This is a genomic window from Gracilibacillus oryzae (assembly GCF_009498735.1).
Taxonomy (GTDB): domain Bacteria; phylum Bacillota; class Bacilli; order Bacillales; family Amphibacillaceae; genus Gracilibacillus; species Gracilibacillus oryzae.
The window spans coordinates 184,273-207,484 of record NZ_ML762428.1 but is presented as its reverse complement, the minus strand read 5'-3'; the positions used below and the strand labels follow the sequence as shown (position 1 = coordinate 207,484).

The window sequence follows — 23,212 nt, the reverse complement described above, 5'->3', positions numbered from 1 at the left end:
TGTTACATTGGCATTGTTAATGACTTGATCATAACCCATGCTTGCTAATTCTGGACTGTTAGCTTCTGCTGTAAGTTCTAAAACAGATTCTACTGCGTTTTCGTTTGCATGCTCTGCCCATGCAAGCTCTTCTTCGTAGCGGGTTTCAAAAGCTGATTGTAATTGTTCGACTGATTTTTTTTCTGCTAAAAAGTACGCTTCTTTGCCTGATGTTTTCATCAAAGCCTGTGTTGTAATGATGCCAGCTATTAGGATAACGGCAACAGCCACAATTATAGGTATCATTTTGGTCGATCTTTTTTTGGTCTCATTTCGTTGAGTAGTACCTTCCATTCATTGTCCCTCCTTGAGAAAATAAAGCTTTTCCTTTACTATTAAACTTATATCTATATCTGCAAATTGCTGTTAGTAGTGTGCAAATTTTATAGATTATTTATGGAACGTACAAAATGCAGACTATAACACAAATAATAAATTACCATGGTGAGTGACATTAATCTATAGCTTCGACATTAATAGACAAAAAGATGGTAGGAAAGCGCTAAGCAATTTCAAGCGCCATTTTTCTGTCATATGGAAAATTAAATAGAAAGACCTAATAACAGAAAGGCGGGGGAGAAGTGGCAAAAGCAGAGAATTACCAACATGGTTACAAAAAGTATTTATCGAAAGCGAAGGAATATTTTCAAAACAAAGAGAAGTCTGGAGAACTTTTAAGTGAAGCAACAATAAAAGCGGACAGCAAACAAGGCAGACTGGAACAAACATGGGACAAGCTCCAGCTTCTGTTTGAAGTATTTCAGGCATGGATTAAAGGTGAATATAAAGAAATTCCGAAAGGCTCGATCATTACAATTATTGCTACAATTATCTATTTTGTCGCTCCAATCGATATGGTACCGGATTTCATTCTTGGTTTAGGGTTTTTTGATGATGCGGCAGTAATTGGTTTTGCGATCAAACAGATTTCCAAGGATCTGGAAAAATTTAAAGAATGGAAGATGACCAGGTCAAATGATGTGGATAAAATAGAGTGAAGAAGATTAGAAAACCACCCATCTGCCAAGCGGATTGGGTGGTTTTTGACAGGAAGATTATACAGATTGAATAAAATCCCTGATGAATGGTAAAGCAGCTCCCTTGGGAACACCTTGTTTAGGGGAGCGACTGATTTGAATGAAGGGATGCTTACTTGGAAAGGCGGATCTGTCGGCAACTTTTTTATGCAATATATCTAAGTCAGCATCAGTCAGGTAAGAAGACAGATGCCCACCTAAGATAAACTTACGGTTAATAACAAGTTTAATATTATTAATCGAATACGCTAAGTGATCCAAAAACAGGTTCCATCTCTGTTCATTTTCGTTTTTCCCCTCATGTAATCCATTAAAAAACGCTTCTATTGTTTCATTTTCGTTTAGCAACGCACTGACTGAACAGTATGTTTCCATACAGCCATTCTTTCCGCAATAACAAGCTGGACCATTCGAATGAAGCGTCATATGCTCCATTGTTCCGCTATGTCCTTCTTCGCCCATCTCGATTTGATTGTTAATAATGATCGCACCACCAAGGTGGGTCCCTATTGATAAATAGACGGCATCACCAATCTCTTCTCTCATCCACAGTTCTGTCGTTGCAGCACATTTAGCATCATGCATAAATTTACAAGGATAACGAAGGTATTGGGAAATAGCCTCGATTTTCAATCCGGTACAATCCAGTATTTTGCCGTAAGTAATGGTCTTTCCATCAGATGAGGTAAGTGCTTGTACTGCCAGCCCGATCCCAAGCACTTGCTCTGGCATAATGTGTGCTTCTTTAACAAAAGCTTCCACTTCTATACTCAATGATTGAAAGTACTTGTCTTTTGTCGAAAATGCAAGGGGAATTTCCTTTTTACAGATGACATCACCTAATAAATTGATCGCCAGCAGATTAACTATATTCTTCTGAATTGCTATTCCTAAACTAACACGCGCATTTTCATTTATGGCATATGCAGTTGCGCGTCTTCCGACAGAGGACTGAAACTGGCCGCTTTTCTTAATTAGTTGTTCCTTTTCTAAACGGACAAGATTTTGAGTGATTGTTGGTAAACTCAATTGGAGCTTGCTGGCAATATCCTGTTTGGAAGCTTTTCCATTCTGATAAATTAATTGAAAAATAGCAGAATAGTTACTTTTCTTTATATCTTTTAATGTAATGTTACTATCCATAATAAATACCTCATTATATGAAAAAGTTTTATAAAATATTTTTACTTAATATAACATATAAACCGCTATCATTACAATGTTCTTGGAGGAAGAGGCGACGCTAAGGAAAAAATTAAATGTTGACGTTTGCAACAAAACGTTTTATTATATAAATACATTTTATAAAAACATTTTACAAAACTAATTAATAAAAGTGAGGGATAGAGATGGGGATCATGGAAAGAATGCGATTGGATGGAAAAAAGATATTAGTAACCGGCGGGGCAAGAGGGATTGGAAAAAGTGTAGCTACAGCTTTTGCAGAAGCTGGTGCAGATCTTGCGATTGTTGATCTTGATATAGAAGAAGCGAAAAAAACAGCAGCAGAAATTGCGACGGAAAATGGAACAAAGGCAATCGCAATCAAAGCAGATGTTACCAACCCGCAAGATGTGGACGCGATGATCGAAACATTCCTTAATGAATATGACCGTCTAGATGTTGCCCTGTGTAATGCAGGTATCTGTATTAATGCACCTGCAGAAGAAATGACATATGAGCAATGGAAAAAAGTATTGGATATTAACTTGTCCGGGGTTTTTCTAACTGCTCAGGCTGCAGGGAAAGTGATGCTGAAACAAGGCGGTGGATCAATCATTAATACCGCTTCAATGTCAGCGCATATTGTGAATTATCCACAACCTCAGTGTTCTTATAATGCATCTAAAGCAGGTGTGATCCAATTAACGAAATCATTAGCTGTGGAATGGGCGACAAGAAATGTTCGTGTTAATTCGATCAGCCCAGGCTATATGGGGACAGAGTTAACATTAAATTCACCTGATTTAAAGCCATTGATTGAACAGTGGAGTGATATGACACCTGTCAAAAGAATTGGGAAGCCTGAAGAATTACAGTCAATTTGTGTTTATCTGGCAGGAGATACAAGCAGTTTTACAACTGGAGCTGATTTTGTCATTGATGGTGGATTTACAAGTATATAAAAACAAGCTTTAGAATAAATGCGGGACTTCATTATTCGGGAAGTCCTGCATAATCATCAAGTTGAAAGAGGATGTGAGATGATGGGGAAATGGAGAACGAGAATAGGTTATGGAGTAGGGGACTTAGGATGTAATCTTGTATTTAGTACAATGTCATCTTATTTACTGTTTTTCTATACAGATGTTTTTGGCATTACAGCAGCGGTTGCGGGGACTTTAATGCTCGTAACAAAGGTAGTCGATGCATTCACAGATACAGGGATGGGATTGCTTGTTGACCGGACGAAGACACGCTGGGGACAGGGCAGGCCATATTTTATTATTGGCGCTATTCCGTTCTTTCTATTTACTATATTGACATTCATTGTTCCTGATTTTGATATGACAGGCAAAGTTATTTGGGCATATGTTACTTATTGTTTATTATGTACAGCGTATACTGTTGTGAATATCCCTTTAAATACGATTGTTCCAAGGTTAACTTCAGATAATCACGAACGAAATGTACTTGTATCATCGCGGATGATTTGTGCATTAATTGGAACCGCTTTAGTAATGTCTATTACAATGCCGATGGTAAATTTCTTTGGGCAAGGTGATACACAAAAAGGTTTCTTAATTACGATGGGGATATATGGGTTTGTTGCGATGTTAATCTTTGTGTTTACTTTTATGAACACGAAAGAGGTAATTCCACCATCAGTAAGTCCAGGAAAGTCTTCACTGAAGCAAGATCTAAAAGGATTAACAGATCAGACCATTATTTTCTTTGTTATCAACTTTCTGTACTTTGCACTGTTTGTCACCCGAAACACAACCGTAATCTATTATTTCACGTACAATCTTGAACGTACAGATTGGCTCACCTTTGTTGGATTGTTTGGTATTCTTTCCGGTTTGCCTATATTATTCATTTTACCTTGGCTGCAAAAAAATATGTCCAAAAAGAATGTGTTAATGTTAAGTGCGGCAATTTACATTGTTGGAGATTTAATGATCTACTTCGGCAAAACTTCACCAGCATTATTAATTGCGGGACTTGCCATTACTGGTCTTGGAATCTATGGGATTTTCGGGAGTACTTTTGCTATTCAGCCAGATGTTATCGATTATTCTGAGTATAAGAAGAAGAAAAGTATTGCAGGTATGATTGCAGCATTCCAAGGCTTTGCTGTAAAGGGAAGTATGGGACTTGCCAGCGCATTTATCGGAATGTTATTGAATATTGGCGGATATGTTCCTAACGTGGAACAGACGGCAACTGCTCTCGGATATATTGAGTTTAGCTTTATCTGGCTGCCGATTATCATCTGCTTACTCCTGATGGTAACGATGTCATTTTATAAACTCGACAAAAAGCGCAAGGAAATGGATATTGAACTTGCTAACAGGCGTTCAGGTGAACAAGCAAGTGTTGTGAATATGTGATATTATATTGCAATTTAGTAAAATGATAAATAAGGATTTATTGGAAAAGTGAAAGGCTCCCATGATAGGGAGCCTTTTTTGATTATAGGAGAGCAATACGAACGTAATTCCCTTTCCGATGCTTATTTTTTCACCCAATATTGGCTGCCATCTGCTTTTCGATCAAGCAAACCATATTCAATTAAATATCTTCGAATCAGAACATAATCATGATAGAAAGCCTCAAGTTCATTGTTCAATTCTTTTTCTGTATATAAATATTCAGCTGTAAGCTTGTTTGCAATGCTGCGAAGGACGATGAGCCGCTGTTTCTCTTTTGGCGGGAATTTTGTTAACTTTTCATCTTGGATAAATTTATCCAGGATTTGCTCTTGCTCTTCTATTGTAATGTTGTACCTGTCATCAATCATTGTTGCTGTCTTATGGACGGGAACAAAGGCAGGTGCATATTCATCCTTTTCTTTTAATAATTCCATTATCGCTAAGAAGGTTTTGGCCTGGCGTTCTTTTTCTTTTAAAGTAAACCGGTGGTGCCGTATAGTGGATGTGCTTCCAATGTTTAACTCATCCTGAATTTCTTTATCACTTTTCCCTTTATAAAACAATTGCAGCAAATTTTTTTGATGTTCTGTCAAGCCAGTGAGTTTTCGATCCATCTTAATTAAATAATCGAAAACGGACTGATGCGTTTGTTCAATATGAATACGCAAAAACCTCTCCGCTTCATAATACTTTCCCTCAAAGGGATAAACCATTCCTTTTTCTGTTTGTTCACCGCATAATAAGCATGTGAAATGTTGCTCGCTCTTCATATAACCCTGCTTTAATTCTTCTGTTGAAGCATTCCAGAATTCATTTGATAAATCCATTTACAACCACCTCTTTAATTTAAACTAAACATAAATATGTTTGTTTTTATATAAACATATTATAATTATGTTTATAAAAAGTCAAGTGTGTACTAATTAGATCTTTGTTTATGCTTGGCATACATGAAATTTGTTAAATTGAACCATAATAGGATAAACCAAAAATGAGTGGGGTTGTGAAATGAGCAGAAAGCAGCGTCTCCCGTTTAAACGAAATACGGAAAGTAATATACAGGATGAGCGAAAATATCCAGCAATAACAAACAGGGTTGCAGAAAACAAAGCCACCTTACAAGAGGTGTTTCATAATAGTACCGATATTAAGTTCAGAGAATTTCAAATTCCGCTTCAAAATGTAACAGGTGCCTTTCTATGTTATATGGAAGGGATGGTAAGCGAAGACAGCATTAATTTGAACATAATGGAACCATTATTAGAAGCATCACAACATCTTGATAATTCAAGTGATGAAGTGATGACTTTTATTAAAAATAGAATTGTTCAAATATCAGATCTTAGTGAAGTGACGACAACCGAAGAAATGGTAAATGGGATAATGGTCGGGAAAACGGCTGTTATAGTAGAAGGTTCAAACAAAATTCTACTTATTAACACAATAAGATATGATGCAAGAGCTGTAGAAGAACCTGATACAGAATCAACTGTGAGAGGGCCGAGAGAAGGATTTACCGAAGTGCTAAAAACAAATACTTCATTAATAAGGCGCAGAGTGAAAAACCCTAACCTTGTTTTTGAAGATATGGAAATCGGTAAATTGACAAAAACGATTGTCAGAATCGGCTATATTGAAGGAATTGCGAAAGAAGAAGTTGTTAAGGAAGTGAAAAAAAGATTAAAATCTATCGAAACAGATTCCATTCTGGGATCTGGTTATATTGAACAATTTATCGAAGACGGTAAGAACTCTCCTTTTCCTACAGTCGGAAATAGTGAAAAATCAGATAAAGTAGCAGCTAAAATCCTGGAAGGAAGGGTAGCAATTATATGTGATGGTACACCTTTTGTATTAACTGTACCCTTTTTATTTATCGAGGCATTTCAAGTACCGGAGGATTATTATAGTAAATATTTTATTACTTCATTTATTCGGTTAATTCGAGTTTTAGCCCTTTTTCTAACTGTTTTAACTCCAGCTTTGTTCGTTGCAGCAGCAACATTCCATCAAGAGATGGTACCAACTTTGCTGCTGACAACAATGGCGGCAGCGGAAGAGAAGGTACCTTTTCCTGTATTAATAGAAGCGTTGTTGATGATCGTTGTATTTCAATTGCTGAGAGAAGCCGGGGTGCGAATGCCTCGGCCAATTGGTTCGGCGATCAGTATTGTTGGTGCGCTTGTTATTGGAGAAGCAACAGTTCAGGCTGGTTTAGTAGGGGCACCGATGGTTATCGTAGTTGCAATTACTGCGATAACAGGGTTTATCATTCCGGTTCTTAATAATCCCATTATATTAGTGAGATACTTTTTGTTATTTTTAGCAGGGTCATTAGGCCTTTATGGATTATTGATGGGGATACTTGTTGTTATTGCTCATGTATGTTCATTACGCTCTTTTGGTGTACCTTATTTAACACCAATCGCTCCTGTTGTGCTAAGTGAGTGGAGAGATTTCCCTCTACGGCTGCCAATCAAATTTATGAAGAAAAAACCTCATTCCACTGTAGAAACAAATAAAGGGGATGTGTCTAAGTGAACAAAACCATATGCTCTGTTCCTGCTAAAATTATGAGAAACGTCGTTCTACTTTTGACTCTACTTTTCCTGACAGGGTGCTGGGACCGTCAAGAGCTCACGGAAATGGGGATTGTTACTGGCATCGCGCTGGATATGAATAAAGAGACAGGAGAATATATTTTGACATCCCAGTTTCTTCGGCCAGCATCTCAAAGTACGGTTGCACCTACACCCAATGAACCGTTTATCCTTATTTCTGCAACAGGGAAAACCATTCCGGAATTAATGCAGAAAACCAATCGTAATGTGGATCGGAATGGCTTTTATCCTCACAACAAAGTGATCATTATGAGTGAGGAGGTTGCGAAGAGTGGAGTACTGCACCTGTTTGAAAACTTTCAGAGAGAACAGAATATTCGCAGTTACGCATGGTTAGCGGTGGCGAAGGGGACATCTGCGAGAAGCTTATTAGAGAAACATAAAACTAGCATTTCCTCTATACCTGCGAGTTTTTTAAATAACCTTTTTATGGATGCAAATGCTGATGCTGTATCAAGTAATTTACTGAATTTTTATAAAAAAGCACTTAAAAAAGGTGAAAGTCCTGTTATTGCTGTATTAAGTATTGATGAAGGTGTAGAAATGACGCCGCAAACAACGAAGCTGTCAGGTGGTGCAGTGTTTGATGGAGATCGGTTAGCAGGCTTCCTTAATGAAAGGGAAACGATGGCCTACAATTGGGTGAAAACGAAGATTAGAAACGAAACATTGGGCAGTTATGACTTTTTAAGTGAAGATGGATCCATTGTGGCTTTAGCACTCATTGATAAGAATGCCAAGATTAATCCGAATGTCAGCAAAGGCTCATTAGACTCTTTTTCGATAGAAGTAAACCTGCTGACTGAATTATCAGAACATCAACCGATGAAAGAATTCAATGAAAATGCTGATATCATCCATTATTTGGATAATATCGAAAAGCAGGCAGAAAAAAAGATGAAAGCAGATATCCGGCATCTGACAGAAACAGCTCAAAAGGAATTGGAATCAGATATTTTAGGGTTTGGGGACAGGCTTTACAAAAGGTACCCAAGTGTATGGAACAAAGTAAAAGATAACTGGAGGGCACATTTCAAGGATCTTGAAATTGAGGTAGAAGTAAATGTGAAGATAAAGAACTCAGGATTAATTAAGGGCACCTTATTACCAGAAAGTATGTAGTTATTTGAATAGACCTTTTATAAGATAAAATAACGTCAGAAAACATAGTATGAATATGTATAACACTCCACCTATCATGAGTAAGGTTAAAAGAGGATCAATTTTTAAAACATCCAGAATCATTCTACTTTTCCTTTCTTTTTGCCCAATTTTTTACCGCAATTAAAATAACTAAAAAGACAGGGATGAGGGAATATATCAAAATATTGTATATTCCCTCATCAATTCCTTTCCACCTTTGATCATTAAGACTTTCAAATCGCATTAATGATAAGACAGGCAAAAGTAAGCCAGCTACAACGATAATCCAGTTGGGCTTTTGTTTATTGAGCAGCCAGGTAATAGCTAAGCAAAATCCATAAAAATGAATAGCCGTTTTGAAAAATCCCCCAATAAACATAATAAAGACACCAATACTATCAAGATTGGTAAAAATCATCCCGATATGAATCGATAACAATGTCTCCAATAACGGGATTTCTGTATGGGAGGCAAGCTTTGGTCCCAAAACTGCCAGGATAACAAGTAATGAGGTGAGAAGCAACAGTGTTGAAAAGCTTACCGCAATATAAGTTGTTCTGCGAATTGAATTCGGGTCTTTAACAAAATGCCAAAATGTAAGAAATACGATCATTTCACCGAATGGGAAACTGAGCACATTTGGGACTTCTTTTAGAACGGGAGTAATTCCATTACCTAAAATTGGCTGTAAATTATTCCACTCAAATTCTCCAGTTAATAAATTGAGAAAATATATGGCTATAAGAACAAGAATAAAAAAAGGGAAGACAATCTCAATCGATCGAGTCAACACTTCTATCCCAAGGATTAGAATATAAATAATAACAATAATAAATACATAAAGAATAAACGATAGTGGTGTATGAGGCAGTGCGGTCATATTAATTAATGCACCGAATTCATAGAAATTGTGCATTGTCTGATTTAAAAAGTACAGGCCAAATAATAATAGTAAAGGTTTAGCCAAAGCTTTTCCTAGTGTGTCATCTAGAATAAATGCGAAATTTTTGTGTGGGTAATATTTAGGAATCTGTGTATATGCCCAAATTAATAGTAGACTGCAAAGATAGGCGCATAAAACAACAACCCAGGCATTTTGTTTTGCCCCGATGCCCAAAGCGAAAAGAGTTGTGCTGCCTACTTCAAATATAACAATTAATGCAAACAACTGAATATTGGTAATATGGTTCATAATTGTTTACAAACCCCTCGTATGGAAAAAGATAAGATTACAGTTCATTGTTTCCAAAATAACTAGGAATTATAAGGTATTGATAAAAAAGATTAACACAGAGGGGTTAGTGACAAAAATAGGGTAGAGAGGATTATGCAATTATAGAGTTTTTGGCAAAAGTGAAAAAACGACCTGAAATAATTCAGGCCGCTGGTTGATATTACTGAATATATTTGTTTGTTTTTAAATACTGGATAATAGTTGAAACAGCTTCCTCAACTGAATTTTCTTCTGTGTCGATCGTCAATTCCGGGTTTACTGGTTCTTCATATGGTGCATCGATACCTGTAAATCCTTTGATTTCTCCTGATCGTGCCTTTTGATAAAGTCCTTTTGGGTCTCTTTTTTCACAGCCATCCAGACTGCATTTAACAAAGATTTCAACAAAATCTCCTTCTGGCAATAATGCACGCACATTATCGCGATCCTCCTGATATGGAGAAATAAAAGCAGTTAATGTGATTAACCCGGCATCACTCATTAGTTTGGCTACTTCACCGATTCTGCGGATATTCTCTGTTCGGTCTTCCGGACTAAAGCCCAGATTATTATTTAAGCCATGTCTAATGTTGTCGCCATCTAAACGATAGGTGCGAATACCTTGTTCAAAGAGTGCTTTTTCAAGTGCTACTGTTACTGTTGATTTACCAGATCCTGATAATCCAGTAAACCATAAAACGGGACTTTGATGTTTATTCAACTGCAAACGGTCTTGTTTTGATACGGCAGATTCATGCCATACGATATTCGTTGCGTTTGTCATGCTTCTGATCCCCTCTTTAATCCTTTAATTAAGATTTCCGCTACTTCAGGGCGGGAGAATTGACGTGGTAATGGCTCTCCATTACGCAACTTCTCTCGCACTTTCGTTCCACTGAGATGAACATGTTCCGATCTATCATGCGGGCATGTTTTTTGTGTTGCCATGTTTTCGCATTTTGTGCAGTAAAAAGCATGCTCGAACTTGAATATTTGAATACCTAATTCATCTTCGAATTGGGAGATGAATTCCTGTGCTTCATATGTGCCATAGAAATCACCAACACCAGCATGATCACGGCCGACAATAAAGTGTGTACAACCGTAATTTTTTCGCACAATCGCATGCAGTACTGCTTCGCGAGGTCCTGCATAACGCATTGCCGCAGGATAAATAACTAAACGAGTACGGTTCTCTGGATAATAATGTTTCAAGATTGCCTGATAACTTTCCATCCGAATATCTGCAGGGATATCGTCTGATTTTGTTTCCCCAACTAATGGATTCAGCAATAATCCATCAACAGATTCCAGTGCGATTTTTTGGATGTACTCATGTGCACGGTGAACAGGATTTCTTGTTTGGAACCCGACAACTGTTTTCCAGCCAAGATCTGCGAATAGTTTACGCGTCTCACTAGGATCTAAATAGAAATCTTCAAAACCTTCGTGCTCAGGACGGTTCACTAACTGGATTGGCCCAGCTAAATAAATGTCACCTTTTTCATAGAGCTTTTTTACACCAGGGTGAGAATCATCTGTCGTTCCATAAACTGACTGTGCTTCTTTTTGCTTGTCATAATGGTATTTCTCCTGTAAGTCAAGAATTCCATAAAGAATGCCATCTTCGCCATATAATGCAACAGAATTACCGATTTCCAGTTTATCCGCTTCTTCTCCTGTTACAGCAAGAGTGATCGGAATGCTCCAAACTGTGCCATCAGCAAGATGTACATTGTCTACAACACTTAAATAATCTTTTTCACCAAGGAATCCGGTTAGTGGGCTGAAGCCACCAATCGCGATTAATTCCAGGTCAGAAACTCCCCATTTATTAATGGTAAGAGCTGGATAGTTTTCTGCTGCCTTGATCGCATTGTCACGTTCGGAACCAGTTAGTTCCCGGTTTATTAACTCACCACCGTGAGCTTTTATTGTTTCCCGTTGCTTTTCGATAACTGTTGACATTATAAAACTCCTTTCGTTTCTCTGTGGAAATTCTGTCCATCATAAACTGCATCGACATACCCTTTTCTAACAACGAAGTCACCAAAATATTCTTCTTCTTCTTTTTCTTCAGCATAGGTATGGAAAATGTCTTTCAATGTTGCAAGTATTTCTTGTTCTCCAATGTTTTCGCGATACAACTGATTTAGTCTGTCACCAATAAAGCTGCCACCTAAGTAAAGGTTATACTTGCCAGGCGCTTTACCGATAAAGGCTATTTCAGCAAGACCAGGACGGGCGCATCCATTAGGGCATCCTGTCATCCGGATCACGATCTCTTGTTCCTGCAGTCCTTCTGCTGCTAACAGACCTTCAATTTTATCAATTAATGTTGGTAAATAACGTTCTGATTCTGCCATGGCAAGACCGCATGTTGGCAATGCCACACAGGCGATCGAATTTCTTCTTAAGCCAGAATAATGTTTGCCGTCTGTTAATCCATAAGCATCAATGACTTCCTGAATTCTTTTTTTCTTTTGTGCTGTTACATTTGCGATCACGAGATTCTGGTTTGGCGTAAGGCGGAAGTCCCCTGTATGAATATTGGCAATTTCCCGTAAAGCTGTCATCAGTTTATATTCATCAGTATCTTTGACACGGCCATTCTCCACAAATAAGGTAAAGTGCCATCTGTTATTTCCTTTAATCCAGCCATATCTGTCACCATTATGATCAAAGTGATAGTCTTTTGCTTCTTCTAATGCAAATCCAAGGCGGTTTGCTATCTCTTCTTTGAACCAGTCTAAACCGTAACGATCAATCGTGTATTTAAATCTGGCATTTTTTCTTTCAGAGCGGTTTCCGTAATCGCGTTGGATCGTAACTACTTTTTCGGCAACTTGAATGACATCTTCTTTTTTGCAGTATCCAGCTATTTTCCCGAGTTGCGGGTACGTATTGGTGTTTCCGTGTGTGGAGCCCATACCGCCGCCAACGACAACGTTGAAACCTTTTACCTCATTATCATCAATTATAGCGATAAAACCTAAGTCCTGTGAAAATACATCAATATCATTCGATGGAGGTGCTGCAATTCCAATTTTAAATTTTCTCGGCAAGTATGTTTTGCCGTAAATTGGTTCTTCCTCTTCTTTGGAATCGATAATTTTTTCTCTGTCTAACCATATTTCATGATAAGCGCCCGTTTTTGGTGACAAGTGATCACTGATTTTTTGCGCCCAGTCTTGAATTTCCTGATGAACTTCAGATTGGTAAGGGTTTGGATTACACATGACATTACGGTTCACATCACCACACGCCGCTATGGTTGTCATCAATTCGTCATTAATTGTTTTTATCGTGTCTTTTAGATTCCATTTCAAAATCCCGTGCAGTTGGAATGCTTGCCTTGTTGTCAATTTAATCGTATTGTCACCATATCTTTGGGACAGGTCATCAACTGCTAACCATTGCTTAGGTGTGGCCACACCGCCAGGGATGGCCACTCGAAGCATAAAGGAATAGGCTGGTTCGAGTTTTTGCTTACGGCGTTCGTCGCGGATATCACGGTCATCCTGCTGATAGCTGCCATGGAATTTTAGTAATTTCGTGTCATCATCTGAGATAGCTGCCGTTATCGGGTCATTTAATCCTTCAACAATAGATCCACGTAGAAATCTGCTGTCTTCTTTCAACTTTTCAATTGGGTCAAGTTTCTTTTGATCATTTCCTGCCATGAATATCCCCCTAATTAATATACGTCTCTCTGATAACGTTTTTCTGATTTTAACTGGTTAATGTATGCCTCAGCATCTTCCAGGCTGACATTTTTCTGTTCTGAAACAATTTGAAGGAGTGTCTGATGAACATCCTTTGCCATTCTTTTTTCGTCACCACAGACGAATATGTGGGCACCGCGTTCCAGCCAGTCAAATACCTCTTTTGCATTTTCTAATAAACGATTTTGCACATAAATTTTCTCAGCGGTGTCACGTGAAAATGCTACATCCATCTTGGACAGATAGCCTTTCTTTAACCAATTTTGCCAATCTACCTGATAAAGGAAGTCTGAACGGAAATGCTGGTCACCAAAGAATAACCATGTGTCTCCTTTTAAATCCAATTCTTCCCGTTCTTCAATATAGCCTCTAAATGGAGCGACACCAGTTCCTGGACCGATCATAATAACAGGCGTTGATTCATCAAATGGAAATTTGAAGTTAGGATTACGGTGTACATAGACATCCAATACATCACCTGGGTTGATTCGATCTGCTATTTCTCCAGAGCATACGCCTGCACGGTCTCTGCCGCAGCTGTTGTATCGAACGGTTGCAACTGTTAAATGAACCTCATCAGGGTTTGCCTGGTAACTGCTCGAAATAGAATACTGCCGAGCTGGTATTTTGCGCAGCCATTGCATCATCGTCGTCGGATCCAGATCCTTTGGTGGATAATCACTGATCAGATCAAGTAAATCGCGACCATCAATGTACTGCTTTACTTTATCAGAATCAGACAATAGTTTTGCTAACTCATCGTTGTTAAAGAAGTTTGCAGCTTTATCCAGCAATCCTTTTGTCAATCTGGTAATCTCAAAAATAGATGTTAATGCTTCCTGAATCGAACGAATTTCCCCTTGTTTGTTAATAGGGACTGTTTGCTCTGGACTCCAATCCAGTTTTTCTATGACTTGTTTTACGAGACCTGGATCATTTTTTGGATAGATTGCCAGACAGTCACCTGGCTCATAGCTGAAGTTTGATCCATCAAGTGACAATTCAATATGACGTGTTTCTTTATTAGACCCTTTTCCGCTAAGGCTGATATTATCCAGAACCTCGGCTGAGAATGGGTTGCTTTTTGAGTATATCGGCTGTTCTGCAGGTGTTGGTGCAGTAACATCAGCAGGCTGCTGGCTTTCTTGCTTTTCGTCCAATTTAGTAAGAACACCAGTAATCCATTCTTCTGCTAATTCATCATAATCAACATCACAATCTACCCTTGGATAGATTCGCGTTGCCCCTAATTCTTCTAAGCGGTTGTCAAAGTCTTTCCCTGTTTGACAGAAATGCTCATAAGATTCATCACCTAATGAAAGAACAGAGAATTGAACATTGTCTAGTTTTGGTGCCTTTCTTCCTAATAAAAATTCATGGAACTGAATCGCATTATCTGGCGGGTCACCTTCACCATGAGTTGCTGTAATGATAAATAAGTCTTCTACTTCTTTAATTTTCTTTGGTTTAAATTCATCCATAGAAGAAACTGTGACATTAAAATCTTTTGCTTTTAACTTCTCTGTTAAGCCTTCCGCAAGTGCCTGGCTGTTTCCAGTTTCGGAACCATAAAGAATGGTAATCGTTCTGGTTGGCTGTGGTGCAGCAGCAGCGGCTGCATGTGCCGCTGGCTGTCCTGGTGCTGGTTGTGCTTCCGCTGTCTGGGAAGCTGCCAGATAACCTGCAAGCCAGTTCTTTTGCGCGTTCGTCAATGTTGGTAACAACTGATTTAGTATTTCCGTTTGTTTTTCGTCAAAAGGACTATTGACAACTTGTAATGTCAATAAACTCACCCCTAAAAGTATAATTTGGATAAACGATCCATTTACATAATTAAACCGATTGATTTACTTTGATATAGTCAGAAAAAAAGCACCATTGTTTTATGTGGTGTGTAATCCGCATTCTGTTTTGTTAAAGTTAGTCCATCTTCCTGAACGTTCATCCCCGCCTTGTTCTACAGGATTTGTACATGGGATGCAGCCGATACTTGGATAGTTTTGGTCATGTAATGGATTATATGGTAAATCATTTGAACGAATATAATTCCAGACATCATCATGTGTCCAATAAATTAAAGGACAAACCTTCACAGATTTAAATCTGTTGTCTTTATTGAAGAACTGTGTGTTTGCACGGCTAGGTGATTGTTCCCGTCTTAAACCTGAAATCCATGCGGTTGCACCAGATAACACTTCTTCTAAAGGTTTAATTTTCCTTATATAGCAGCATTGATCAGGGTTTCTTCTCCATAATGCTGACCCGTGTTGTTCTGACTGTTCTTCTAACGTTAATTCTGGACGCTTCATCTCAATTTGCAGCTGTGGGTATTTTTCCTTCACTCGATCAATTAGATCGTAGGTTTCCTGAAAGTGCAAATCTGTATCTAGAAAAACCAGTTTTGCGTCAGGCTTTACTTTGGAGATTAAATCAATTAGTACCATGCTTTCTGCACCGAAGCTGCAAGCATAGACTAAGGAATCACCATAGGACTGAAAGGCGCTGGCAATAATATCATGGGCACCTTTGGTTACATCCGCTTGATCTGGTATGAATGTATTCCACTGACTCTCTTGATAATGTTCATACGTTATCAATTCTTCTGTCATGTACAAACATCCTCCTTTTATTGTAATCCAAGTATTATAGTAAAAGATAACTATACTTATAGAAAAATAAAAAACTTCTTATCTGGTTTAGATAAGAAGTTTGATTGACATCATTACTTCTTATCTTTCGGGTACATTTAGTTTATGCTGTCCCGCAGGATTTGGCACAGTGTTCAAGAACCTGTTGCCGAGGATTCACCGGGCCTGCCCCTCCACCTCTCTAGATAAGAATTGCTTTTATTAACAATTAATGTAATAGTATAACTGTTCTTATATAATGTCAATAGATACTCTTGAAAAAAAATCAAGAATTAATAATAATCAGATAATTACCATATTTAGGTAAAGAATAACTTTCTATTTTAATATTTCTTAAATGCTTGCAAGTGTCTCTTTGGACAGATTCACTCCTGAAGCTTTTACATTTTCTTCAATTTGTTCCGGCTTACTTGCTCCAATTAACGCGCTGGCTACATTTTGCTGGCGCAAGATCCATGCAATAGCAAGCTGGGCTAGAGAGAGATTATTATCAGCAGCAATCCCTTTTAATGCTTCTGTTTTCTCTAAGTTAGATTCAGTAAGAAGACGGGACAGGTCCATATTCTCTTGTGCTGCCCGGCTATTTTCTGGTATCGCTTCCCCTTTTTTGTATTTTCCTGTAAGGACACCTTGAGCAAGTGGTGAGAAGACTACTTGTCCAATCCCGTGCTTTTCACTGACCGGGATCACTTCCTCTTCAATATAACGATGAAGCATACTGTAGTTTGGCTGGTTAACAACAATCCGGTCCAACAGTTTTTTGTCAGCAAGATGAACAGCCTCTGTCATCTGTTCGGCAGTCCATTCACTTACACCGATATATAACACCTTTCCTTGTCTGATAAGATCATCCAATGCACGCAATGTTTCTTCAAGAGGAGTGTCCTGGTGATATCTGTGGCAATAATAAATATCGATATAATCAAGACCAAGTCGTTGTAAGCTGGCATTGCATTGCTCTACAATATGCTTTCTTGATAACCCCTGGTCATTTGGGCCATCTCCCATTTTTCCGAAAACTTTTGTTGCGAGAACATAAGAATCCCGTGCATATTTTCTTAACGATTTACCGACGATTTTCTCGGCTTCCCCGCGCATATATACATTTGCTGTATCGAAGAAGTTAATCCCTGAATCGTATGCTTTGTCAATGGCTGCTTCTGCCTTTTGCTCTTCCACATATCCGCCATATGTCAGCCAGCTGCCTAAACTGATTTCACTTACTTTTAATCCAGTATTACCTAAGCGTCTGTATTGCATTTTACCCGCTCCCTTTACTAGTTTTTTAGAAAGAATAAGTAGAATGAATGTCTTCGTTAAGCGTTTTCAACATTATACAAGAAATATTAACAAGAAGCGAATATGTTGATTACAGGTGCATTTTCTTAATCAAACTTATGGTATATTAATGGAGAAAGGGGTGAACAGATGCGAGGCATTTTCTGGGTTCGGTTATTGCTATGGTTACTGGTATGGGCTGGTGGGTTAATCGTCGAGATGGATGGCGGAATAGACCTGACTTATCTATTTGCGATGACAGCGGTTTTCTTTTCGCTGATTTTCATTTCTTCCCTTATAAATGGAGAGAGTATTACCATCTGGCTGTGTTTGCTTATTATCGTAACTCTCGTATTCTTGTTTCCGTTGAATGGGGCGATAAATCCGTTTGTCTGGCTCATGTTTCTTTTCTTAATGGCAGCGATTGTTCATAGTATGAGAGGGAAGAAGCTTTATATTTTGCTAACTTGTCTTATTTTATCTCTTTTCTTCCTGCATATAGAGTTTCTTACTTCTTTGAATATTTTTCTGCTTCTTTTAGTAGCTGTCTCGATCGTTACAGGGAGTTATTTCTACAAGCAAAATGTGGCAGACGTATCGGAATTAGAGGAACGATATCAAGCATTAATACATACTTACCGTAAATTAAAACGTGATACGATTTCAAATGATGAACATGTAAGACAGCAGGAAAGAATTCTGATCGGCAGGGAAATCCACGATCGTGTCGGCCATACTTTAACGAATCTGTTAATGCAAATTGAAATACTGAGATTACAAGAGGACAGGGAAGAGTGGTATCAACTGAAAAGTCTGGCACAAGAAAGTTTATCGGAAACACGTAAAGCAGTAAAAGCGCTAAAAGAAGATTCTGTTGCCGGGATTGGTGCTGTGATTCAGCTTATCCGTAAATTGGAAGCAGAACAGTATATTTCGATAACTTTTTCTATGCGCCAAAATGCACTGTCAGTATCATTGAGTCCAGAACAAGCAAGTGTTGTCTACAGAGCTATTCAGGAATCTTTGACGAACGTAATGCGACACAGTGCCGGGAAAGAAGCGACAATAACGCTGGAAGCTCCTGGATCAGTCCATTTCCGCTTTGAAGTAATGAATCCGGCTGATAAGGAAATAGAAATCAAGGAAGGCTTTGGCTTAAAGGCGATGAGGGAGCGGCTTCGTCAAATTGATGGGCAATTAGAAGTCCAGTCATATAGTAACCAATTTGTTGTTCGTGGCATGTTTCCATTGAAGGAGGGACTTGATTGATTGATATTTTGTTAGCAGAAGATCAGGCAATTGTAAGACAAGGAATTAAAATGATGCTGGAAACTGATCCTGATTTTCGTGTAACAGGTGAGGCAAGGAACGGTCGGGAAGCCATCCAATTACGGGAAGTTAACTATTATGATCTCGCCATCTTAGATATCAGAATGCCGGAATTGGACGGATTGGAAGCTGCCAGACAGTTATTAAGACGGTTTCCGGAAATGAAAGTGCTCATCCTTACAACCTTTAATGATGAGGAATATGCGATTCAGGCACTGAAACACGGTGTCAATGGTTATCTGCTGAAAGATGCAGAAGCAAGCCAGCTAATCCATGCCATTAAAGACTGCTTAAATGGAGGGCTGCAACTTCCAGGTGAAGTGGCCAGGAAAGTCGTACCGCATTTGCTTGAGAAAAAAGAGCCAGTTAAACATGAGGGTATGATTCCATTAACAAAAAGGGAGACAGATATTTTATGTTTGCTAGGTGAGGGGAGAAGCAATAAAGAGATCGCCGAGATGCTTGCTTTATCTGTTGGTACGGTGAAAAACCATAATAGCCAGCTGCTTGATAAGCTGAATTTAAGGGACAGAACCCAGCTGGCGATCTATGCAATAAAAAATGGCTATGTATAAAATGACTCCAGTAATGGTTTCGGTAAAAAGTAATGACGGAGGGCAGTGTTCGCACTGTCCTTTTTCGCTTAAACTGTAATTATCTTAACATCCTGAAGGAGGGTGAATCCTTTGTTGGAAACAGAGGCATTGCGTAAAGTTTTTAAAAAGCAGGTAGCAGTTGATGATGTCAATTTGTATCTTAAGCAAGGGGAATCGGTTGGTTTGCTTGGTCCAAATGGTGCAGGTAAGTCGACGTTTATTTCCATGATTGCAACATTGACAAAGCCAACATCAGGCATCGTAACATGGAATGGGAAGAATGTGATCAAAAATCCGAACATTATCCGCCCAACACTTGGTATGGTGCCGCAGGAAATTGCTTTATATAAAGAATTATCCGCATATGAGAATGTCAAATTTTTCGGGAAGATTTACCGGTTACATGGGAAAAAACTTGAACAGCGTGTACAGGAAGTAATCGAACTAGTTGGCTTAAAGGATCGGCAAAAGGAGCTTGTAAATAATTATTCTGGAGGGATGCAGAGACGAATCAATATCGCTGTGGCATTGCTGCATGAGCCAGAAATCATTATTATGGATGAACCAACTGTCGGGATTGATCCGCAATCGCGAAACTATATCTTGGAAATGGTGAAGAAACTGAATGAAGAGAAAGGCATGACAGTTCTTTATACCTCACATTATATGGAGGAAGTGGAAAGGCTTTGTGACAGGATCTATATTATGGATCATGGCAAGGTTATTGCGACAGGGACAAAAGATGAGCTGACAGGAATTTTATCAAGTGAGGAAACGATCAATCTCGAATTAGAGCAGCAATCGAAGGTGTTTGAGGAAGCGCTGAGAGAACAGTCAACTGTCTTAAAAGTGACAGAGTGGGAGAAAGGATTACGACTGATTGTACCAAAAAACAGTCGTGAACTGGCGGGAATTTTTCATTTAGCGGAACAGTATCAGGCGGCCATCACAAGTGTGAATATTCAAGTGCCGTCATTAGAGGATGTTTTCTTGCATTTGACCGGAAGAAGATTGAGAGATTAGGAGGTGTGAATCATGTTTAATTTCTGGGAAAAAGATATGAAATTACTTTGGCGTGATCGCACAGAACTTCTCGTCATTTTCCTTATGCCATTTATATTAATCATCATCTTGGGCTTTGCTTTAGGCAGTGTAATGAGTGGAGAGATGACCTTTGATATGACTGTGGCGCTAGTCGAGAAAGATAACCCGGCAGAAGCTGCCTCATCATTTGTCAAACAGCTGGAAGAACAGCCGCTTCCGGAACAAGCTATTACGGGATTAACTCAAGCCGCAGAACAATTACAGCCAAATCAAATTTTACAGCAATTATTAGAGGAAGAATTAGATTTTGTGACAGTAAAGCAAATGGATGCTGAGCAGGCAGAGGCGCAATTAGCAGCACAAGAAATTGATGTTATTATTACCATTCCGGAAAACTTTACTTCAGACTTTTTACAAGCTTCTTTACTAAATGGATCTGAAAAAAGTACGATACACATAGTCAAGGGAGAGCATTCTCATCTGGAGGGAGACATTCTGCAAAATATTATCGGGCAATTTACTGCTACGATGAACTTGGAGACTGCCATTGCTAAAGCTGCCGGTCCAAATATGTCAGCAGATGTGGAAGTTGATATAGAAAGTATCGCAAAAGAAGAAACGATTACGAATCGAGAGCCAATCAGTTCGATGGAATATTATACGATTGGTATGGCTGTCATGTTTGCCTTTTTTGTTGCTTCGACAATGGCTGGAAAGGCTTATACAGAGCACTCACAGCTTGTATTAAACAGAATTATTTTATCAGGGAGACATCCACTGTATTTTCTGTTAGGTAAACTGTTGGCAGTTATTTTAATGACAATTATTCAAATGTTGCTTTTATTCGGTCTTTCATCACTTCTTATGCAATCATTTCAACCATTTACATGGGAAATTTCATTAACCATTTTGGCAATAACGGTGTTTTACGCAGTGGCAGTTGGTGCAATTGGGAGTTTGCTTATTGCGATTACGATCAGGTTCAATTCTAATTCTGTTGCTGGTTCGTTTTCAGGCGGCGTTGTCAGTGTAATGGAATTGCTCGGAGGGAGCTTTACACCAATTACCACATTTCCTGATATCATTCAGACAATAGGCAGCTGGACTCCGAACGGTATGACGCTCCGTGCCTATATGCTGGCAAATCAAGGCATGCCTCTAGCAGATATTTTGCCATATATGTACCGTTTAATTATTATTGCAGTGGTGATCTTTGCGATTAGTTTGATGATATTTCCAACAAGGAGGGCTGCTTCATGATTAATATATTCACATTACAATGGCAGCGGCTGAGAAGAAAACCGTTTATGGTATTAGCGATGATAGCCATGACAGTTGTCTTCATTATCTTTATTGGAGGTGCAACCAATCAGTCAGAAGTTTCTATTCCGACGAGTTTTTCAGATGAATTCCCTGCTGAAGACAAGGCAGCACTAATCGAAGAACTAAATGAATTAGAGGGATTTAACTTTATTGAAACAACCTATCATAAAGCAAGAGAAAATATAGCATTAGGGATAGCAAGTTTCGGAGTCAGACTGTCAGAAGAGGATTACCGTTTTATTATCGGAACAGAAAATCCGAATCAAGCAATTGTAGAGCAATATATCAGTTCAATATACTGGGAAAATTTGAGGATCGACCAAGCTGTTGAACAGTCTGGCGATGAACAGACACGCCAATCAATTGAGACTTCCCTGGAACGACCGCTGATAGAAGTGGATAGTCAGATTGGTGAATCAGAAGGTGATGTATTTATCTTTAATAATCAGCTGCAGGCATTATTTGGAATGACTTTATTTTTCGCTATATATACGATAGTCTTCAGTCTCGGAGAGGTAGCGGAAGAAAAACAAAGAGGCAGCTGGGATCGCCTTGTCTTATCACCTGTCCGTAAATGGCAAGTTTACTTAGGATATCTAAGCTATGCCTTCGTGATCGGTCTTGTCCAAATTTTCGCTGTATTTGCAATGTTCCAGTTTTTCTTCGGCTTCGATATCGGTGGGAAATGGCTGGAAGTTCTCTTAATCTGTGTTGTTTATACTTTCGCAATCGTTTCACTGGGAATGCTGATTATCGGGTTAGTCAACCGTTCCTCTCAATTAAATGCAATAGTTCCCATCATTGCTGTTAGTATGGCGATGCTTGGCGGAGCCTACTGGCCGATTGAAATTGTCAGTAATAAAGTGGTCTTAGCATTTTCACAGGTTATACCAGTAACGCATGCAATGGAGGCATTGAAATCCATTACTATTTATGGAGAAAATTTAACAGATATCACCCAGCCATTGTCGATCCTGCTGTTAATGGGAGTACTTTGTATGGGAATCGGTATCAATTTAATGGAAAGAAGATGAGTAAAAAGTCCAGCGTCCTCGCTGGGCTTTTTTATTTGGTAGGAAGGGGGATTTAGGAGGGAGAGAAGAGTGAGTCGGAAGAAAGAGGAGGAAGCTGCAAATAAAGAGGTAAGTCGCAAGAAGAGAGCAGGAAGTCGCAAGAAGAGAGCGTGAGTCGCAAGAAGGAAGCGGTAAGTCGCAAGAAGAGAGCAGGAATCGCAAGAAGAGAGCAGGAAGTCGCAAGAAGAGAGCGTGAGTCGCAAGAAGAAAGCAGGAAGTCGCAAGAAAAGAGCGGCAAGTCGCAAGAAAAGAGCGGCAAGTCGCAAGAAGAGAGCGCGAGTCGCAAGAAGAAAGCGTGAGTCGCAAGAAGAGAGCAGGAAGTCGCAAGAAGAGAGCAGGAAGTCGCAAGAAGAGAGTGGTAAGTCGCAAGAAGAGAGCGGTAAGTCGCAAGAAGAGAGCGTGAGTCGCAAGAAAAGAGCGGCAAGTCGCAAGAAGAGAGCGTGAGTCGCAAGAAGAGCGCAGGAAGTCGCAAGAAGAGCGCAGGAAGTCGCAAGAAGAGCGCAGGAAGTCGCAAGAAGAGAGCAGGAAGTCGCAAGAAGAAAGCAGG

Annotated in this window: 20 protein-coding genes, 1 pseudogene and 1 riboswitch; of the genes and pseudogenes, 11 read left to right on the top strand and 10 right to left on the bottom strand. The window is 39.0% G+C overall.

Features of this window, described 5'->3' with window-relative positions; all coding sequences use genetic code 11:
• A pseudogene (locus tag F9U64_RS09085) lies at window positions 1-333 on the bottom strand (hypothetical protein); the annotation flags it as partial.
• Window positions 334-620: 287 nt separating this feature from the next.
• On the opposite strand from F9U64_RS09085, the gene F9U64_RS09080 reads away from it, so the two are divergent.
• Complete coding sequence (locus tag F9U64_RS09080; RefSeq protein WP_153402693.1) at window positions 621-1,037, top strand: YkvA family protein; 417 nt, start codon at window positions 621-623, stop codon at window positions 1,035-1,037.
• A 57-nt stretch (window positions 1,038-1,094) separates the two neighbouring features.
• Here the strand turns inward: F9U64_RS09080 and F9U64_RS09075 are convergent, their stop codons facing one another.
• On the bottom strand, window positions 1,095-2,219 hold the full coding sequence (locus F9U64_RS09075) for an ROK family transcriptional regulator (protein WP_153402692.1): 1,125 nt from the start codon (window positions 2,217-2,219) through the stop codon (window positions 1,095-1,097).
• 206 nt (window positions 2,220-2,425) lie between these two features.
• Here F9U64_RS09075 and F9U64_RS09070 point away from each other — a divergent pair, with 206 nt between their 5' ends.
• The gene (locus F9U64_RS09070; protein WP_153402691.1) at window positions 2,426-3,202 is read left to right on the top strand and encodes an SDR family oxidoreductase; all 777 of its coding nucleotides are present in this window, start codon (window positions 2,426-2,428) and stop codon (window positions 3,200-3,202) included.
• An 81-nt stretch (window positions 3,203-3,283) separates the two neighbouring features.
• Window positions 3,284-4,630, top strand: a complete 1,347-nt coding sequence (locus F9U64_RS09065; RefSeq protein ID WP_153402690.1) for an MFS transporter — start codon at window positions 3,284-3,286, stop codon at window positions 4,628-4,630.
• Between the two features lie 122 nt (window positions 4,631-4,752).
• Here the strand turns inward: F9U64_RS09065 and F9U64_RS09060 are convergent, their stop codons facing one another.
• Window positions 4,753-5,499, bottom strand: coding sequence for a DUF2087 domain-containing protein (locus tag F9U64_RS09060; protein ID WP_153402689.1), 747 nt, complete (start codon window positions 5,497-5,499; stop codon window positions 4,753-4,755).
• Between the two features lie 181 nt (window positions 5,500-5,680).
• On the opposite strand from F9U64_RS09060, the gene F9U64_RS09055 reads away from it, so the two are divergent.
• Both F9U64_RS09055 and F9U64_RS09050 read left to right on the top strand, forming a co-directional pair.
• Window positions 5,681-7,213, top strand: a complete 1,533-nt coding sequence (locus F9U64_RS09055) for a spore germination protein (protein ID WP_153402688.1) — start codon at window positions 5,681-5,683, stop codon at window positions 7,211-7,213.
• A complete protein-coding gene (locus tag F9U64_RS09050) occupies window positions 7,210-8,415 on the top strand; it encodes a Ger(x)C family spore germination protein (protein ID WP_153402687.1) in 1,206 nt (401 codons plus the stop codon). Before F9U64_RS09055 ends, F9U64_RS09050 begins: the two co-directional genes overlap by 4 nt.
• Window positions 8,416-8,539: 124 nt before the next feature.
• On the opposite strand, the gene F9U64_RS09045 is transcribed toward F9U64_RS09050, so the two are convergent.
• The 7 genes from F9U64_RS09045 to F9U64_RS09015 all read right to left on the bottom strand — a co-directional run bounded on the left by F9U64_RS09045 (window position 8,540) and on the right by F9U64_RS09015 (window position 17,282).
• The gene (locus F9U64_RS09045; RefSeq protein WP_153402686.1) at window positions 8,540-9,628 is read right to left on the bottom strand and encodes a GerAB/ArcD/ProY family transporter; all 1,089 of its coding nucleotides are present in this window, start codon (window positions 9,626-9,628) and stop codon (window positions 8,540-8,542) included.
• A 202-nt stretch (window positions 9,629-9,830) separates the two neighbouring features.
• Window positions 9,831-10,433: an adenylyl-sulfate kinase gene (gene cysC, locus F9U64_RS09040; RefSeq protein ID WP_153402685.1), complete on the bottom strand. Its 603-nt coding sequence runs from the start codon at window positions 10,431-10,433 to the stop codon at window positions 9,831-9,833.
• The gene (sat, locus tag F9U64_RS09035; protein ID WP_153402684.1) at window positions 10,430-11,617 is read right to left on the bottom strand and encodes a sulfate adenylyltransferase; all 1,188 of its coding nucleotides are present in this window, start codon (window positions 11,615-11,617) and stop codon (window positions 10,430-10,432) included. Before sat ends, cysC begins: the two co-directional genes overlap by 4 nt.
• On the bottom strand, window positions 11,617-13,332 hold the full coding sequence (gene cysI / locus F9U64_RS09030; protein WP_153402683.1) for an assimilatory sulfite reductase (NADPH) hemoprotein subunit: 1,716 nt from the start codon (window positions 13,330-13,332) through the stop codon (window positions 11,617-11,619). The genes sat and cysI overlap by 1 nt, the downstream gene beginning before the upstream one ends.
• A 14-nt stretch (window positions 13,333-13,346) precedes the next feature.
• Window positions 13,347-15,158 (bottom strand): assimilatory sulfite reductase (NADPH) flavoprotein subunit, encoded by a 1,812-nt coding sequence (locus F9U64_RS09025; protein WP_153402682.1) that lies wholly within the window; start codon window positions 15,156-15,158, stop codon window positions 13,347-13,349.
• Between the two features lie 99 nt (window positions 15,159-15,257).
• Window positions 15,258-15,983 (bottom strand): phosphoadenylyl-sulfate reductase, encoded by a 726-nt coding sequence (locus F9U64_RS09020; RefSeq protein WP_153402681.1) that lies wholly within the window; start codon window positions 15,981-15,983, stop codon window positions 15,258-15,260.
• A 117-nt stretch (window positions 15,984-16,100) separates the two neighbouring features.
• A riboswitch (SAM riboswitch) is annotated at window positions 16,101-16,214 on the bottom strand.
• A gap of 141 nt (window positions 16,215-16,355) precedes the next feature.
• Window positions 16,356-17,282: an aldo/keto reductase family protein gene (locus tag F9U64_RS09015; RefSeq protein ID WP_153402680.1), complete on the bottom strand. Its 927-nt coding sequence runs from the start codon at window positions 17,280-17,282 to the stop codon at window positions 16,356-16,358.
• A gap of 168 nt (window positions 17,283-17,450) precedes the next feature.
• Here F9U64_RS09015 and F9U64_RS09010 point away from each other — a divergent pair, with 168 nt between their 5' ends.
• From F9U64_RS09010 to F9U64_RS22615, 6 genes are all read left to right on the top strand, one after another.
• A complete protein-coding gene (locus F9U64_RS09010; protein ID WP_153402679.1) occupies window positions 17,451-18,569 on the top strand; it encodes a sensor histidine kinase in 1,119 nt (372 codons plus the stop codon).
• The gene (locus tag F9U64_RS09005; RefSeq protein WP_153402678.1) at window positions 18,566-19,204 is read left to right on the top strand and encodes a response regulator transcription factor; all 639 of its coding nucleotides are present in this window, start codon (window positions 18,566-18,568) and stop codon (window positions 19,202-19,204) included. The genes F9U64_RS09010 and F9U64_RS09005 overlap by 4 nt, the downstream gene beginning before the upstream one ends.
• A 111-nt stretch (window positions 19,205-19,315) precedes the next feature.
• A complete protein-coding gene (locus F9U64_RS09000; RefSeq protein ID WP_153402677.1) occupies window positions 19,316-20,248 on the top strand; it encodes an ABC transporter ATP-binding protein in 933 nt (310 codons plus the stop codon).
• Between the two features lie 12 nt (window positions 20,249-20,260).
• Window positions 20,261-21,529: an ABC transporter permease gene (locus F9U64_RS08995; RefSeq protein ID WP_153402676.1), complete on the top strand. Its 1,269-nt coding sequence runs from the start codon at window positions 20,261-20,263 to the stop codon at window positions 21,527-21,529.
• Window positions 21,526-22,626 carry an ABC transporter permease gene (locus F9U64_RS08990; RefSeq protein ID WP_153402675.1) on the top strand — a complete coding sequence of 367 codons (1,101 nt, stop codon included), beginning with the start codon at window positions 21,526-21,528 and terminating at the stop codon, window positions 22,624-22,626. The genes F9U64_RS08995 and F9U64_RS08990 overlap by 4 nt, the downstream gene beginning before the upstream one ends.
• Before the next feature lie 231 nt (window positions 22,627-22,857).
• Window positions 22,858-23,109: a hypothetical protein gene (locus F9U64_RS22615; RefSeq protein ID WP_194287317.1), complete on the top strand. Its 252-nt coding sequence runs from the start codon at window positions 22,858-22,860 to the stop codon at window positions 23,107-23,109.
• Window positions 23,110-23,212: the final 103 nt, after the last annotated feature.

What these genes read in the sequence shown, in the direction of transcription:
- F9U64_RS09075 (WP_153402692.1), bottom strand. Translation starts at nt 2,219, where the DNA reads ATGGATAGTAACATTACATTAAAAGATATAAAGAAAAGTAACTATTCT.
- F9U64_RS09070 (WP_153402691.1), top strand. Translation starts at nt 2,426, where the DNA reads ATGGGGATCATGGAAAGAATGCGATTGGATGGAAAAAAGATATTAGTA.
- F9U64_RS09065 (WP_153402690.1), top strand. Translation starts at nt 3,284, where the DNA reads ATGGGGAAATGGAGAACGAGAATAGGTTATGGAGTAGGGGACTTAGGA.
- F9U64_RS09060 (WP_153402689.1), bottom strand. Translation starts at nt 5,499, where the DNA reads ATGGATTTATCAAATGAATTCTGGAATGCTTCAACAGAAGAATTAAAG.
- F9U64_RS09055 (WP_153402688.1), top strand. Translation starts at nt 5,681, where the DNA reads ATGAGCAGAAAGCAGCGTCTCCCGTTTAAACGAAATACGGAAAGTAAT.
- F9U64_RS09045 (WP_153402686.1), bottom strand. Translation starts at nt 9,628, where the DNA reads ATGAACCATATTACCAATATTCAGTTGTTTGCATTAATTGTTATATTT.
- cysC (WP_153402685.1), bottom strand. Translation starts at nt 10,433, where the DNA reads ATGACAAACGCAACGAATATCGTATGGCATGAATCTGCCGTATCAAAA.
- sat (WP_153402684.1), bottom strand. Translation starts at nt 11,617, where the DNA reads ATGTCAACAGTTATCGAAAAGCAACGGGAAACAATAAAAGCTCACGGT.
- cysI (WP_153402683.1), bottom strand. Translation starts at nt 13,332, where the DNA reads ATGGCAGGAAATGATCAAAAGAAACTTGACCCAATTGAAAAGTTGAAA.
- F9U64_RS09020 (WP_153402681.1), bottom strand. Translation starts at nt 15,983, where the DNA reads ATGACAGAAGAATTGATAACGTATGAACATTATCAAGAGAGTCAGTGG.
- F9U64_RS09015 (WP_153402680.1), bottom strand. Translation starts at nt 17,282, where the DNA reads ATGCAATACAGACGCTTAGGTAATACTGGATTAAAAGTAAGTGAAATC.
- F9U64_RS09010 (WP_153402679.1), top strand. Translation starts at nt 17,451, where the DNA reads ATGCGAGGCATTTTCTGGGTTCGGTTATTGCTATGGTTACTGGTATGG.
- F9U64_RS08995 (WP_153402676.1), top strand. Translation starts at nt 20,261, where the DNA reads ATGTTTAATTTCTGGGAAAAAGATATGAAATTACTTTGGCGTGATCGC.
- F9U64_RS08990 (WP_153402675.1), top strand. Translation starts at nt 21,526, where the DNA reads ATGATTAATATATTCACATTACAATGGCAGCGGCTGAGAAGAAAACCG.